The organism is Amaricoccus sp. B4, assembly GCF_043226085.1.
Classification (GTDB): domain Bacteria; phylum Pseudomonadota; class Alphaproteobacteria; order Rhodobacterales; family Rhodobacteraceae; genus Amaricoccus.
Window position 1 is genome coordinate 3,146,149 of record NZ_CP171225.1, and the last position, 13,666, is coordinate 3,159,814.

The 13,666-nt window shown below is 67.4% G+C and carries 17 protein-coding genes; 4 read left to right on the plus strand and 13 right to left on the minus strand.

Annotated elements, in window-relative coordinates; genetic code table 11:
* Positions 1–103 precede the first annotated feature (103 nt).
* Positions 104–490 (plus strand): cytochrome c family protein, encoded by a 387-nt coding sequence (locus ACF66B_RS15180; RefSeq protein ID WP_111430110.1) that lies wholly within the window; start codon positions 104–106, stop codon positions 488–490.
* A gap of 48 nt (positions 491–538) precedes the next feature.
* Here ACF66B_RS15180 and ACF66B_RS15185 read toward each other — a convergent pair whose 3' ends face one another.
* Positions 539–1,114 (minus strand): DUF4202 domain-containing protein, encoded by a 576-nt coding sequence (locus tag ACF66B_RS15185; RefSeq protein ID WP_111430111.1) that lies wholly within the window; start codon positions 1,112–1,114, stop codon positions 539–541.
* Positions 1,115–1,387: 273 nt separating this feature from the next.
* On the opposite strand from ACF66B_RS15185, the gene ychF reads away from it, so the two are divergent.
* Positions 1,388–2,485: a redox-regulated ATPase YchF gene (gene ychF, locus ACF66B_RS15190; RefSeq protein ID WP_111430112.1), complete on the plus strand. Its 1,098-nt coding sequence runs from the start codon at positions 1,388–1,390 to the stop codon at positions 2,483–2,485.
* Positions 2,485–2,985 carry an AAA family ATPase gene (locus tag ACF66B_RS15195; protein WP_111430113.1) on the plus strand — a complete coding sequence of 167 codons (501 nt, stop codon included), beginning with the start codon at positions 2,485–2,487 and terminating at the stop codon, positions 2,983–2,985. The genes ychF and ACF66B_RS15195 overlap by 1 nt, the downstream gene beginning before the upstream one ends.
* 4 nt (positions 2,986–2,989) lie before the next feature.
* Here the strand turns inward: ACF66B_RS15195 and dapE are convergent, their stop codons facing one another.
* The 4 genes from dapE to ACF66B_RS15215 form a co-directional block, all read right to left on the minus strand.
* Positions 2,990–4,135 carry a succinyl-diaminopimelate desuccinylase gene (dapE, locus tag ACF66B_RS15200; RefSeq protein WP_111430114.1) on the minus strand — a complete coding sequence of 382 codons (1,146 nt, stop codon included), beginning with the start codon at positions 4,133–4,135 and terminating at the stop codon, positions 2,990–2,992.
* A gap of 52 nt (positions 4,136–4,187) precedes the next feature.
* A complete protein-coding gene (locus ACF66B_RS15205; RefSeq protein WP_111430115.1) occupies positions 4,188–5,204 on the minus strand; it encodes a class I SAM-dependent methyltransferase in 1,017 nt (338 codons plus the stop codon).
* A gap of 22 nt (positions 5,205–5,226) precedes the next feature.
* Positions 5,227–5,550, minus strand: a complete 324-nt coding sequence (gene clpS, locus ACF66B_RS15210; RefSeq protein ID WP_111430116.1) for an ATP-dependent Clp protease adapter ClpS — start codon at positions 5,548–5,550, stop codon at positions 5,227–5,229.
* Positions 5,551–5,829: 279 nt separating this feature from the next.
* Positions 5,830–6,321, minus strand: a complete 492-nt coding sequence (locus ACF66B_RS15215; protein WP_111430117.1) for a phasin family protein — start codon at positions 6,319–6,321, stop codon at positions 5,830–5,832.
* Between the two features lie 283 nt (positions 6,322–6,604).
* Between ACF66B_RS15215 and ACF66B_RS15220 the strand changes: the two genes are divergently transcribed.
* Complete coding sequence (locus tag ACF66B_RS15220) at positions 6,605–8,167, plus strand: D-alanyl-D-alanine carboxypeptidase family protein (RefSeq protein ID WP_111430118.1); 1,563 nt, start codon at positions 6,605–6,607, stop codon at positions 8,165–8,167.
* Between the two features lie 76 nt (positions 8,168–8,243).
* Here ACF66B_RS15220 and ACF66B_RS15225 read toward each other — a convergent pair whose 3' ends face one another.
* The 8 genes from ACF66B_RS15225 to ffh all read right to left on the minus strand — a co-directional run bounded on the left by ACF66B_RS15225 (position 8,244) and on the right by ffh (position 13,443).
* Positions 8,244–9,053, minus strand: a complete 810-nt coding sequence (locus ACF66B_RS15225; RefSeq protein ID WP_111430119.1) for a division plane positioning ATPase MipZ — start codon at positions 9,051–9,053, stop codon at positions 8,244–8,246.
* A gap of 117 nt (positions 9,054–9,170) precedes the next feature.
* The gene (gene rpmE / locus ACF66B_RS15230; protein WP_111430120.1) at positions 9,171–9,392 is read right to left on the minus strand and encodes a 50S ribosomal protein L31; all 222 of its coding nucleotides are present in this window, start codon (positions 9,390–9,392) and stop codon (positions 9,171–9,173) included.
* A gap of 11 nt (positions 9,393–9,403) precedes the next feature.
* A complete protein-coding gene (rplS, locus tag ACF66B_RS15235) occupies positions 9,404–9,787 on the minus strand; it encodes a 50S ribosomal protein L19 (RefSeq protein ID WP_111430121.1) in 384 nt (127 codons plus the stop codon).
* Positions 9,784–10,596 (minus strand): tRNA (guanosine(37)-N1)-methyltransferase TrmD, encoded by an 813-nt coding sequence (trmD, locus tag ACF66B_RS15240; RefSeq protein WP_111430122.1) that lies wholly within the window; start codon positions 10,594–10,596, stop codon positions 9,784–9,786. The genes rplS and trmD overlap by 4 nt, the downstream gene beginning before the upstream one ends.
* Positions 10,589–11,110: a ribosome maturation factor RimM gene (gene rimM / locus ACF66B_RS15245; protein ID WP_111430123.1), complete on the minus strand. Its 522-nt coding sequence runs from the start codon at positions 11,108–11,110 to the stop codon at positions 10,589–10,591. Before rimM ends, trmD begins: the two co-directional genes overlap by 8 nt.
* A gap of 45 nt (positions 11,111–11,155) precedes the next feature.
* The gene (rpsP, locus tag ACF66B_RS15250) at positions 11,156–11,530 is read right to left on the minus strand and encodes a 30S ribosomal protein S16 (RefSeq protein WP_111430124.1); all 375 of its coding nucleotides are present in this window, start codon (positions 11,528–11,530) and stop codon (positions 11,156–11,158) included.
* A 16-nt stretch (positions 11,531–11,546) separates the two neighbouring features.
* Positions 11,547–11,876, minus strand: a complete 330-nt coding sequence (locus ACF66B_RS15255) for a chorismate mutase (protein ID WP_111430125.1) — start codon at positions 11,874–11,876, stop codon at positions 11,547–11,549.
* A 79-nt stretch (positions 11,877–11,955) separates the two neighbouring features.
* Complete coding sequence (gene ffh / locus ACF66B_RS15260; protein ID WP_111430126.1) at positions 11,956–13,443, minus strand: signal recognition particle protein; 1,488 nt, start codon at positions 13,441–13,443, stop codon at positions 11,956–11,958.
* Positions 13,444–13,666: the final 223 nt, after the last annotated feature.

Here is a 13,666-nt window from a genome sequence, read left to right on the forward strand (position 1 = left end):
CAAGAGTGAAGAACCAGAGGATCCGGATGACCGAGCCAGACGCCAGGGGTGCTTCGCGGGTGGATGGGTCTGTCCGCGGGATCCGAGCTTTGGGAGATGATACATGAAGTTGCGTACAAGCCTGTTGCTTGCGGGTCTGGTGGCGGGTCTCGCTGCCCCTGCATTCGCCGAGGGCGGTGACCCGGAAGCCGGCGAAAAGGTGTTCCGCAAGTGCAAGGCCTGCCACATGATCGGCCCGGATGCGCAGAACCGCGTCGGCCCCATCCTGACCGGTGTCGTCGGCCGTCCGGTTGGCAGCGAAGAGGGCTTCTCCTATTCGGAGGCTTTCCAGGAAAAGCACGCCGAGGGCGCAGTCTGGGACGAGGAGATGCTGCACTCCTATCTCACCGATCCGAAGGCGTTCATCCCGGGCAACAAGATGGCCTTCGCGGGCCTGCGCAAGCCCGAGGATATCGACAACGTCATCGCCTATATCGAGACCTTCCAGTAAGGCCTCCGCTTCCGGCTCCGGGGCCCATCCGGAGCCGGGGGTGCCGCGTCAGTCCGCGAAGGCCCCGGCGAGCGCTGCGGGCATGTCGAATTCGGAGAGGGCGCGGGCGCGTGCCTCCGGCGACATCTTCCGGGCGGTCTTCTCGACGATGCGTTCGAGCTCGTCGCCCTTTCGCGTCGCGGCGAAATCCGCGAGATACCAGCGGATGAAGACGAAGCAGATCACGTCCTCGAGCTGCTGCATCTCCGGATTGCGCTTGATGCCTTCCTTGCGGAGCAGGCTTTCGACCCGCGCGCGGTCTTCCTCATCATAGCCGGCCTCGGCCATCATGCCCGACACGCGCTCGGCATGGGCCTTTGCCTGATCCGTGCGCCACTTGAGATAGCCGGTGCGGCCTTCGGGATAGGCGTCGCGCGCGATTTTCCAGCGTTCGACATGCTGGCCGTGGGCGGCAATGCGGAGGTGTTCGGAGGCATCGGGGAAGAGCCGCGCCAGCTCGGCCGACATGCGCTCGCCGTAGAGCAGGGCGGCGGGGCGGGGGACGCCGTTCTCGTCCTCCGCGTTCGGGTCGGCCGCGTTGGCGGTGTCGATGGCTGCGATGACCTGTGCCAGCCGGTCCGTCATGCCCCGGATCTCCTTCTCGATGTTGACTGCCTCGGCGGGGCGCGATGCTGCGAGCGGCCCGTCGCCGGGAGCGGAGTTTGGCGTCTGGCGGGGGAATAGGCAAGCCGGGGCGGCGGCGCGCGGGCCCGAGGCGCTTGACCCCGGGCGTCTCCCTGCCCTAGATGCCCGCCGGACCGCCTCCGTCGGAACGGTTCGGGATGTCCGCAAGCGGGCGGGCGGCGGGGCGCTGCGGCTCCGGTTTCGCCTCCCCGCGCCAGCGAAGGGAGCTGCCCCGTGGGGTTCAAGACCGGAATCGTCGGGCTGCCGAATGTCGGCAAGTCCACGCTCTTCAACGCGCTCACCCGCACGGCGGCGGCGCAGGCGGCGAACTTTCCGTTCTGCACCATCGAGCCGAACGTCGGTGAGGTGAACGTGCCCGATGCACGGCTGGACCGGCTGGCGGAAATCGCGAAGTCGAAGTCGATCATCCCGACGCGGATGACCTTCGTCGATATCGCCGGGCTCGTGAAGGGCGCCTCGAAGGGGGAGGGGCTCGGCAACCAGTTCCTCGCCAACATCCGTGAATGCGATGCCATCGCCCATGTGCTGCGCTGCTTCGAGGATGACGACATCACCCATGTGGAGGGCCGCGTCGATCCGGTGGCCGATGCCGAGACGGTGGAGACCGAGCTGATGCTGGCCGATCTCGAGAGCATCGAGAAGCGCCGGGCGGGGCTCGTGCGCAAGCTCAAGGGTGGCGACAAGGAAGCCGCGGATCAGGACCGGCTGCTCGCCGCGGCGCAGGCCGCGCTCGAGGCCGGGCAGCCCGCGCGGAGCGTGGAGATCGCTGTGGAGGATGCCAAGGCCTGGCGGCTGCTCCAGCTGATGACGGCGAAGCCGGTGCTCTATGTCTGCAACGTCGAGGAGGCCGCGGCGGCGTCCGGCAACGCGCATTCCGAGGCGGTCGCGCAGATGGCGGCGCGCACGGGGGCTGCGAGCGTGGTGATCTCGGCCGCGATCGAGGAGGAGATCGCCCAGCTCGAGGACGACGAGCGGGCGGAATTCCTCGAATCGCTCGGCCTCGAGGAGCCGGGGCTCGACCGGGTGATCCGGGCCGGGCACAAGCTGCTCGGGCTGCAGACCTATTTCACCGTCGGGCCGAAGGAAGCGCGGGCCTGGACGATCCCGGAGGGCGCGACGGCGCCGCAGGCGGCGGGCGTGATCCATGGCGATTTCGAGCGCGGCTTCATCCGGGCCGAGACCATCGCCTACGAGGATTTTGTCGGGCTGGGCGGCGAGCAGGGCGCCAAGGAAGCGGGCAAGATGCGCGCCGAGGGCAAGACCTATCACGTCCGCGACGGCGACGTGCTGCACTTCCTCTTCAACGCCTGATGCTGATCGCCCTGGGCGGGCTGCCCGGGTCGGGAAAGTCGACGCTCGCGCGCGCTCTTGCGCGGGAGTCCGGGGCGGTCTGGCTGCGGATCGATTCGATCGAGCAGGCGTTGCGGGAGAGCGGCGTCTGCGCGGCGGATCTCGGGCCCGCGGGGTATCTCGCCGCTGCGGCAGTGGTCTCCGACAATCTGGCGCCTGGCCGCACGGTGATCGCCGATGCGGTCAATCCGCTGCCCGTGACGCGGGAGATGTGGCGGGGGGCAGCCCAGCGGGCCGGGGTGCGGCTGCTGGAGGTCGAGATCGTCTGTTCGGACATCGCGGAGCACCGGCGGCGGGTCGAGACGCGGGTCTCCGGGGTGCCGGGGCTCGTGCTGCCGGACTGGGAGGCTGTTCTGGCGCGGGACTATGCGCCCTGGCCGGGGGCGGTGCGGATCGACACCGCGGCGCCGGGTGGCGTCGCGGCGAGCCTCGCCCGGCTCCGGGCGCTTGCCGGGCTCTGAGCGGTCAGAGCCCGCCGGCCTCGAAATAGCGCGTCAGGATGCGGCTGTAGATGCCCTTAAGCTGGCCGATGTGGTCGACCTCGACATGTTCGTCGGTCTGGTGCATCGACTGGCCGACGAGGCCGACCTCGACCACCGGGCAGTGGTTCTTCACGAAGCGGGCGTCGGAGGTGCCGCCGCTGGTCGACAGCACCGGCGTCACGCCGGTTTCGGCCGCCACCGCGGCGCTGACCAGATCGGTGAAGGGGCCGGGTTCGGTCAGGAAGCTCACGCCCGAGACCGTGAAGCGGGTGGCGATGCCGATGCCCATTTCCTCGGCCGCGCGGTCGGCTTCCTCCTCGAGCCAGTCCTCGAGGCTCTGGGGCGTGTGGGCGTCATTGAAGCGGATGTTGAGCGTGGCATGCGCCTCGGCCGGAATGACGTTGCTGGCGCGGTTGCCGACGTCGATCGTGGTGATCGCAAGCGTCGAGGGATCGAAATGCTCGGTGCCCTTGTCGAGCTCATGCCCTGCAAGGCGGTCGAGCAGGCGCACGAGGCCGGGGATCGGATTGACCGCGCGGTGCGGATAGGCCGAGTGGCCCTGCACGCCATAGGCGGTGATATGGGCGGTCATCGAGCCGCGGCGGCCGATCTTGATCATCTCGCCCATGGTGTCCGGGCAGGTCGGCTCGCCAACAAGGCAGTGATCGACCTTTTCGCCCGACCGCTCCATCCATTCGAGAATGGCCTCGGTGCCGTCGACGCCCTCGCCTTCCTCGTCGCCGGTGACCATGATGACGATGCTGCCGGCGGGTGGCGTCTCGGCGATGAAGTCGATGGCGGCGGTGACGAAGGCGGCAACGCCCGATTTCATGTCCGATGCGCCGCGGCCGTAGAGGAGGCCGTCCTCGATCACCGCGCCGAAGGGGTCGTGCCGCCAGCCGGAGGCCGGGCCGGCCGGAACCACGTCGGTATGGCCGTTGAAGCCGAGCACGGGGCCGGTCTCGCCCCAGCGGGCGTAGAGATTGGCGATGCCGTTGCGGTCGATGCGCCGGGTGCTGAAGCCGGCTTTCTTCAGGACACCTTCGAGCAGCTGGAGCGCGCCGCCCTCCTCGGGGGTCACGGACGGGCACCGGATGAGTTCGGCGGTCAGGGCAACCGGATCGGTCATGCGTGTCTCCTGAAGCAACGGGCGCGGGTGGGAGGACTATAGGGACCGGGCGTCAGGTCCGTCGAGGGTGCGTTGCCGAGATCACCTTGAAGCTGCGGGTTTCGTGCAGCCTTTCCCAGCGGCTGAAGGCGGCGTCGAGCGCGGCCTCGTAGGGAAGCTGGCGGTTCGCGACCATCAGGAAGCGGCCGGAGACCTTCAGGATGCGGGCGGCGGCGGCGATGAAGGCGATCCCGAGCGCGGGCTCGGCGGCGCGGCCCTGATGGAAGGGCGGGTTGCAGATCACCACATCATAGGGCGAGGTGCCCTTGCCGAGCTTCGTGACGTCGGCCCAGTGGAAGCGGGCGCGGGGATCGGTGACGTTGCGCTGCGCGGCCTCGAGCGCGATGTACTCGGCCTCGTAGAGGTCGAGCTCGCTCACGCCCGGGCAGGCCTTGAGGCAGGCGTCGGCAAGCCAGCCCCATCCGGCGCCGAGATCGGCGACGCGGCCGGTCAGGCCCGGCCCGAAGCTTTCGGCGAGGAGCTGGCTGCCCGGGTCCGGGGCGTCGGGCGAGAACATGCCCGGCGCGGTAAGGTGGCCGCTGACGGTCGGGGCGGGACAGGCCGCCTCGGCCCAGTCGCGGAGCTCGGGCGGCAGCTCCTCGGGGCGCTCGAACCAGGCGACGCGGCCATGGGCCTTCACATAGCTCCCGGCCTGCGGGACGGCTTTGGCAATCTGGCGGGCGAGGCTGTCGACGCCGTCGGTCTTGCCGCCGTTGAGCGCGAGGAGCCCGCCGGGCGGCAGCATCGCGAAGCCACGGGCGACATTGCCGAGCGTCTCGGCGCGGCTGCGCGTGCAGTTGACGACGACGAGCCCGGCGCTTGCGCGCTCGACGACCGGCAGGACCGGCCGATCCTCGGCGCTCAGGGCGTCATGGAGCGGGCGGAACCCCTGCTCGCAGAGGAGGCGTTCCGGCGGCATGAGGGAGAGAAAGCGGGATGGCGCGGCCCTGAGGACGACGACGGTTCCATCGTCGGGGAGGGGCAGGGCGCCTGTTTCCACCGCGAGTGCGAGGCGATCGACATGAGACATAGGCGGCAGGCGCGGCGACGCGCTATTCCCTTTCCATGGTGCACTGGAGCGGGTGCTGGTTGCGGCGGGCGTAGTCCATCACCTGCGTGACCTTGGTTTCGGCGATCTCGAAGGAGAAGACCCCGACGACCGCAAGCCCCTTGCGGTGGACCGTGAGCATGATGTCGATCGCCTGGCTGTGATTGATCCCGAAAAAGCGCTCGAGAACATGCACCACGAATTCCATGGGCGTATAATCGTCGTTGAGCAGCATCACCTTGTAAAGCGGTGGCCGCTGCGTCTTCGGACGTGTCTTGGTGAGCACGCCCGTCTCGCGATTTGGTTTGTCGTTACCAGATTCCGTCATGCCATTTTCCACAGGGGCGAAGCTCGTTCCGCACCCCGGCTTACTATATGAAATGATCCTGGCGAGAGAAAGGGGCCGAAGGGCGCAATTGCGCGTGCGCCCGCCCGTCGGGCGGCGCGAATCGCTCTGTGGCACCGGGGGCCGGGACAATGCTTCGGCCCGGACAAAAAACCCCGGAGACTTTCGTCTCCGGGGCCATTCGGTACTCGCGTCCCCACAAACCGCCAGGGAGGAACGGCGCTCGCGGGGGCGTACTGGGTAAAGGTAGAGAAAGACTTCTTAGAGCGAGAAGGACTTCACGGCGTCGGTGGCCGCGCTCACGCGGGCGCCGAGCGGGGCGGTGATGTCCTTGGCAGCCGCGACGTAGATTTCGTTCATCTTGGTCGCCTGGCTCATGAAGCCTTCAAAGGCGGACTGCGCGAAGGCGGTCTGCTTCTCGAAGAGTTCGGTCATGGTCTTCGCCGAGGCGAGATCCTGAGCGGCGGCAACACCGTCTTCGAAGGACTTCTTCGAGTAGGCGCTGATTTCGCTGGCAATGCCTTCACCGGCCTTCGCAGCGATTTCGGAGGACTTGACAACCGCGTCCATGTTTTCCTGGCTGAACGCCGTCAGATTCTCGAAGCTCTTGGTGAGCTTTTCGAACTGTTCCGACAGGTTCTTCTGCGTGTCGGCAACCAGGGTTTCGACTTTGGCGGTGGCTTCCTGAACGGCGTCGTTCATCATTTCAATGGGCTCTTTCTTTTCGGCGGACTTGGCGGCCTGAGTGGTCATTTCGGTCTCTCCAGAGGTCTATGGTTAATGAGCTCTGTTGGTGACATTCCTTCAATTACCGGTTTTGTTGCGCTGCGTCAACGGTTCGTGCTGCACTGCACAAAATTTTTGGTCCTAATTTATTTGTGCAAGATTGCCACGCTCGCGCTTCCGGCCGTTGGCCCATTCCGACAAAGGTGTTTGCGACAGCAGGTTAGCGTGTTAGGTTAACCCAAAATAAAGCAATCGTCGTTAACGGTTGCGATAAATCCGAGGCAAGGCGCCCGTGGCGCCGGAGGCAGTGATGATCCGAACCTTGTCCCGCGGGGTCTTCCTCGCGATCTGCGTCGTGCTATGGACCGGTGCTGCGCAGGCACAACAGCATGCCGCACTCGTCATGGACGCCCGTACCGGCAAGGTTGTATACTCGCAAAACGCCGATACGCCGGTGCATCCGGCGTCGCTCACCAAGATGATGACGCTTTATATTGTCTTCGATCAGGTGCGGCAGGGGCGGCTTTCCCTCGATCAGAAGGTGCGAATCTCCGCCCATGCCGCCAGCGAGCCGCCCTCCAAGCTGGGACTGCGCCCGGGCCAGGAGATCGAGCTGCGCTATCTCATCCGTGCAGCGGCGGTGAAGTCGGCCAACGATGCGGCGACGGCGCTCGGCGAGACGGTGGCAGGCTCCGAATCGGCCTTCGCCAATCTCATGAACAGCTACGCGGCCGCGATGGGCATGCGGAACACGCAGTTCAAGAACGCGAACGGCCTGACCAGGACGGGGCACATGTCCACCGCCCGCGACATGGCGCTGCTCGGCCGGCGGATGGTTTACGATTTTCCGCAGTACTACAATCTCTTCAGCCGCCGCTCGACCTCGGCCGGCATCAAGACGGTGAACAACACCAACCGCCGCCTGCTCGATGCCTATCCGGGCGCTGACGGCATCAAGACAGGCTATACCCGCGCCGCGGGCTTCAACCTCGTCTCCTCGGCCAGGAAAGGCGACAAGCGGGTGATCGTGGCTGTCCTCGGCGGCAAGAGCACGGCTGCGCGCAATGCCGAGGTGATGCGGCTCATGGATCTCGGCTTCGGCAAGATGCCGCGCTACGCCAAGCTCGATCCGCCGGCGTCGCTGCGGATGCGGACCGTCGCGGTGGCGAGCGCCGCGCCGAGCGCGGCCGCCTTGGCGGCGCCGAGCGCGCCCGCGAAGGCTCTGGCCGGGTCCACTTCCGGGATTGCGGTGGCACGGGTTGCCCAGCTCAGCCGGAGCACGCGGCCGATTCCCCGTTCGGTGGGCTGGGCTTCCGGCCCGATCGCGCGCAATTCCGAAAGCATCGCAGCGGCCATCGCCGAAGTGAATGCAGAGCTTGCCAGCGCGAATGTCTCGAAGAGCCGCGTCGATCTCGGGGGGCTGATCGGCCGCCCGGCCCCGCGGCCGGATGACGGGACCACCGAAAGCGCACCCATGGCGGTGGCTTCGGCGGGATCGGCCTCCACCTTTGCCGCTTCGGCAGCGAATGCAGCACCCCGGCCCGCGGCGGTCGCCACGGAAGTTCCGCCGGCCCGCACGGTGCCGGTGTCGCTGACCACCAGCGAGCCCACCAGCACCGGCGGCCACGAATGGGGCGTCCAGATCGGCGTGCACCGGGCGAAGGCCGATGCAGAGCGCCAGCTCCTGACCACCGCCCTCAAGGACGTGCCGCAGCTCTCCGGCAGCCTCCGGCGCATCGAATCGTCGAACGTGAGCGGCGTCACCATCTACCGCGCCCAGTTCGTCGGGCTGAGCCAGGAGAGTGCGGTTTCGGCCTGCCGCGCTCTGCAGCAGCTCGATTCGGATTGTGCTCCGATCGCACCGGGCACCTGACCGGGACCTTTTCCTCGCGCACCTTCGGCGCCGCCCTCCTCGGAGCGCGGCGTCTTTCTTTTGCGGGGGAAGGAAATCAGGCCGCGACGGAGGCTGCGGGCAGGTCAAGGGCGCGCACGAGGTCGCGTACTTCCTGGCGCGCGGCGATGTTCGACATCGTCATGGCCTGGGGATCGTCACCGCGCAGATCGAGCAGGGTGAGGCCGGAGAGGAAGAGCTCGCGGAAGATCACCCGCTCCGAGAAGCCCGGCGCGATCCGGAAACCGATGCGGCTCGCCAGTTCATCCAGCGCGGCCCCGACGCGGCGCTTGTTGCGTGCGTCGAAGGTCGACATGCGGTTCCGGAGCACTACCCAGTCCATCGGCGCCCGGCCGGCCGTGGCGCGGTTCTGGCGGGCCTTCCAGACCATCTCGGAATAGAGCGAGGGCCCGAGGATATGGCCGTCCACCGGATCGAGGCGGGCCAGCATGTCGAAATCGACAAGGCTGTCGTTGAGCGGTGTGACGAGGATATCGGCCGCGGCATGGGCGGCGCGGGAGAGCGAGGTGTGCGATCCCGGACAGTCGATGACGATATACTCGCAATCCCGGCTGAGATCGGCGATCGCCTCGAGGAATCGCTCCTGATCCTCGAGCTCGGCATCGAGCCGGCTGTCGAGATCGCTCGCCTCCACTGCGATCCGCCGCGGCATGGGCAGGGCGAAGCCGTGCCGCCGCATGTAGTCGTCGCGGTTGTCGAGGTAACGGAAGAGGCTGCGCTGGCGGAGGTCGAAATCCAGCGCCCCGACGGGATGACCGGCGCGGACGAGCGCGGTGATCACGTGCATGGCGGTGGTCGACTTGCCCGATCCACCCTTCTCGTTTCCCATGACAATGATCTGCGCCATAGATGGGCCCCGTCTTTCCGAGTGTGTGCAGTCCGAACCAGATGGTCAAACCAAATGGAGCGCCCCCAGCGGGAGCGCTCCACAAAATCTAGACGATTGGCTTGATTCGCGGAAGGCTCAGAAGCCAAGTCCTTCGTATTTCTTCTTGAATTTCGACACGCGGCCGCCGGAGTCGATCAGGCGCTGCGAACCGCCGGTCCAGGCCGGGTGCGCGCTCGGGTCGATTTCGAGCGCAAGCGTGTCGCCCTCGGCGCCGTAGGTCGAGCGGGTCTGGTAGGTGGTGCCGTCGGTCAGCTTCACTTCGATGAAGTGATAGTCCGGATGGATGCCTTTTTTCATCGCAGCTCTCCTCAGGCCTTTGCTTCGGCTTTGGGCTTGTAGTTGGACTTCTCGACGATGCGGGCCGATTTGCCGCGGCGCTCGCGCAGGTAGTAGAGCTTGGCGCGGCGGACCTTGCCGCGGCGGACCACGGTGATCGAATCGATGTTCGGCGAGTGGAGCGGGAACACACGCTCGACGCCTTCGCCGAAGGAAATCTTGCGGACGGTGAAGCTTGCGCCGATGCCCGCGCCGCCGTTGCGGCTGATGCAGACGCCTTCATAGGCCTGCACGCGCGAGCGGCTGCCTTCCGTCACCTTGTAGCCGACGCGCACGGTGTCGCCGGCGGAGAAATCGGGAATCTCCTTGGCCAGAGCGGCAATCTGCTCGGCCTCGAGTTCAGCGATGAGGTTCATCCTCTGTCGTCCTTCTCAAGCTCGCCTTCATCGGCGATGATCTGCGCGTCCGAGAGCTCTGTCTCTCCTGCCGGGTCCGCATATGCGGCGCGGGGCTGCTGCCCTGCCACATAGGCCCGCCAGAGGTCGGGACGACGTTCCTTGGTCAGCCTTTCCGCCTGGGAGCGTCGCCAGCTGGCGATCCGTCCGTGATGGCCCGAGAGGAGAACCTCGGGTATCGCGTGACCTTCCCATTCGGTCGGGCGGGTATATTGCGGATGCTCCAAAAGACCGGACGAAAACGATTCCTCGACCGGCGACTCAGGATTACCCAGAACGCGGGGTATAAGCCGAACGCAGGCATCGATCAAGGCCATCGCGGCGATTTCACCCCCCGTCAGGATGAAATCCCCGAGCGAGACCTCGATGACCTGCCGCGCCCGCAGCACGCGCTCGTCAAGTCCTTCGAAACGCCCGCAAAAGAGCGTGACGCCGGCGCCGTCCGCGAGGCGCCGGGCCAGGGCCTGGTCGAGCCGCGGGCCGCGGGGGGAGAGGTAGATCACCGGCCAGTCGGCCCGCACATGCCCGCTCTCGGCCGCATCGATGGCGCGGGCCGCGACATCGGCCTTCAGGACCATGCCGGCCCCGCCGCCTGCGGGCGTGTCATCGACGCTGCGGTGCCGGTCAGTGGCGAAGTCGCGAATCTGGTAGGTCTCGAGTCCCCAGAGCCCATCGGCGAGCGCCCGGCCGGTGAGGGAGGTGCCGAGCGGCCCGGGAAACATCTCGGGAAAGAGTGTCAGGACGCGGGCGGTCCAGACCGGCTCAGTCATCCTCGCCCCCGTCGAGCCCCGGCGGCGGGTCGGCGACAACGCGCCCGCCCGCGAGATCGACGGTCGGAACCGCCTCGCGGGTGAAGGGCAGCAGGAGCGGCGGCTGGCCCGGCCGCGCCACCTCCAGAATGTCGCCCGCGCCGTGATCCATCACCGCCTTGATCCGCCCGATCTCGGCCCCGCCCGCATCCACGACCAGAAGGCCGATCAGATCGGTGTGGTAGAACTCGTCGTCGGGCAGGGAGGGCAGCCGGTCGCGCGGCGCGTAGAGCCGGGTGCCCTTGAGGGCCTCGGCGGCTTCGCGGTCACCGACGCCGGTCAGACGCGCGGCAAAGGCGCCCGAGAGCGGACGAAGGAGCGTCACGCCGAAGCTGCGGCCGTCCTCGGTGAGGAGCGGCGCATAATCGGCGATGTCTTCCGGCACCGCGCAGAACGACTTGAGGCGTACAGCACCCTGTACGCCCCAGGCGCCCGCGAGCGCCCCGAGACAGACGAGATCGGGCCGTCTGGCCATGACCGTGCTCCTGCCCGCCGCCGTCGGGGCGGCGCTTGCCGTGCCTTATTCGGCAGCGGCGTCCTCGGTCGCTGCGGCCGCAGCGGCGGCTTTCTCGGCACGTTCCTTCGCGCGGGCCTGCGCGGCCTTGCCCGGCTCGCCCTGCTTGGGGTTGCTGCGGGTCTTCGCGGTGGTGACGCCGGCGGCTTCGAGGAAGCGGCTCACGCGGTCGGTGGCCTGCGCGCCCTGGCCGAGCCAGTACTGCACACGCTCGAGGTCCATCTGGACGCGCTTCTCGTCGCCCTTCGGCAGCAGCGGGTTGTAGGTGCCGAGCTTCTCGATGAAGCGGCCATCACGCGCCATGCGGCTGTCGGCGGCGACGATGGAGTAATGGGGGCGTTTCTTGGACCCGCCGCGGGCGAGCCGGATCTTCATTGCCATGGGTCTTGTCTCCTGTTCATGGACGGGGGCCGGGCTTCTGCCCGTTTTCGAGATGTCTCTCGTGATGCCTGATCACTTCGGAAATGATGAAGTTCAGGAATTTCTTGGCGAATTCGGGGTCGAGATCGGCTTCGTGCGCGAGCCGTTCGAGCCGTTCGATCTGCACCGACTCGCGTGCGGGGTCGGAGGGCGGCAGCTCGTGCTGCGCCTTGAGGCGTCCGACCGCCTGCGTGTGCTTGAAACGCTCGGCGAGCGTGAAGACGAGAATCGCATCGAGCCGGTCGATCGATTCCCGGTGCCCCTTCAGCAGATCGGCGGCGCGGCGGATGGTCTCGGCATCGGTCATGCGAGCCCCTCCGGTGCGATCCGCCGGAAACGCCCGAAGCCAGCGCCCTGCCAAGCGGTGGCGAGGTCGATGCGCATCGTCATTTCTTCTTGCCCAGACCGGAGAGGCCGGGGGGGAGCGCCATGCCGCCCGGCAGTCCGCCGCCCGGGGGCATCGCGCCGGGCATCCCGCCCGGCAGCCCGCCGCCACCCGGAGCCATGCCGCCCGCACCCTTGCCGAGCAGGCCGCCGAGACCGCCGCGCATCAGCTTCTTCATGCCGCCCTTGCCGCCCATCTTCTTCATGACGTCGGCCATCTGGCGGTGCATCTTGAGGAGCTTGTTGAGATCGGCCACGTCCATGCCCGCGCCCGCGGCAATGCGCTTCTTGCGGCTCGCCTGAAGCAGGGCCGGGTTGCGGCGCTCCTGCTTGGTCATCGAATCGATGAGCGCGATCTGGCGGCGCAGAACCTTGTCATCGAGCCCGGCGCTTTCCATCTGCTGGGCCATCTTGCCCATGCCCGGAAGCATCCCCATGATGCCCTGCATGCCGCCCATCTTCATCATCTGCTCGAGCTGGCCCTTGAGGTCGTTCATGTTGAACTGACCCTTCTGGAACCGCTTCATCATCCGCTCGGCGGCTTCGCGCTCGAGGGTTTCCTGCGCCTTCTCGACGAGGGAGACGATATCGCCCATGCCGAGGATGCGGCCGGCGACGCGTTCGGGGTGGAATTCCTCCAGCGCGTCCATCTTCTCGCCGAGGCCGACGAACTTGATGGGCTTGCCGGTGACGGCGCGCATCGAGAGCGCGGCGCCGCCGCGGCCGTCGCCGTCCATGCGGGTGAGCGCGACGCCCGAGATGCCGATGCGGCCGTCGAACTGCTCGGCCACGTTGACCGCGTCCTGACCGGTGAGGCCGTCGACCACGAGGATGGTCTCGTGCGGCTTCGTTGCATCGCGGACGGCTTCGACCTCGGTCATCAGCTCGTCGTCGATATGCAGGCGGCCGGCGGTGTCGAGCATGACGACATCATAGCCGCCGAGGGTCGCCTGCTGCTTGGCGCGCTTGGCGATGGCAACCGCGTTCTGACCGGCGACGATCGGCAGGGTATCGACGCCGACCTGGGTGCCGAGGACCGCGAGCTGTTCCATCGCCGCCGGGCGGCGGGTGTCGAGCGAGGCCATGAGCACGCGCTTGCCCTCGCGCTCCTTGAGGCGCTTGGCGAGTTTCGCGGTGGTGGTGGTCTTGCCCGAGCCCTGCAGGCCGACCATCAGGATCGGGGCAGGGGGGCTGTCGATGCGCAGGGCGCCGGCGGTCGCGTCGTCGCCGGCCAGCATCTCGATCAGCGCGTCATGCACGATCTTCACGACCTGCTGGCCCGGCGTCACCGATTTGGTGACCGCCTGGCCCCGGGCGCTTTCGGAGACCTTCTTGATGAAATCGCGGGCGACGGACAGCGAGACGTCGGCCTCGAGGAGCGCCACGCGCACTTCGCGCAGGGCCGTCGAGATGTCCTCGTCGCTCAGCGCCCCCTGTTTGGTGAGCTTGCCGAAGACGCCGGAAAGCCGGTCGGACAGGTTCTCGAACATAAGGCCGCGTGCCCCCTCGATCAGCGGCGCCGAAACGCCCTCAAGCAGCTATCGCGCCGGTGGGCGCAACGCGCTGACCGACGGCGATCCTGAAACATGACAGGACCGGAGAAGATGGATTCTCCGGAGAATTGGCCTTGCCTTACAGAAAGCAGGGGGCCGGGTCAAGACCCGCAGCGGAGCCTCGCGCGCGGAGTTCCCGCGGCAGGGACCGGGGGGTGCG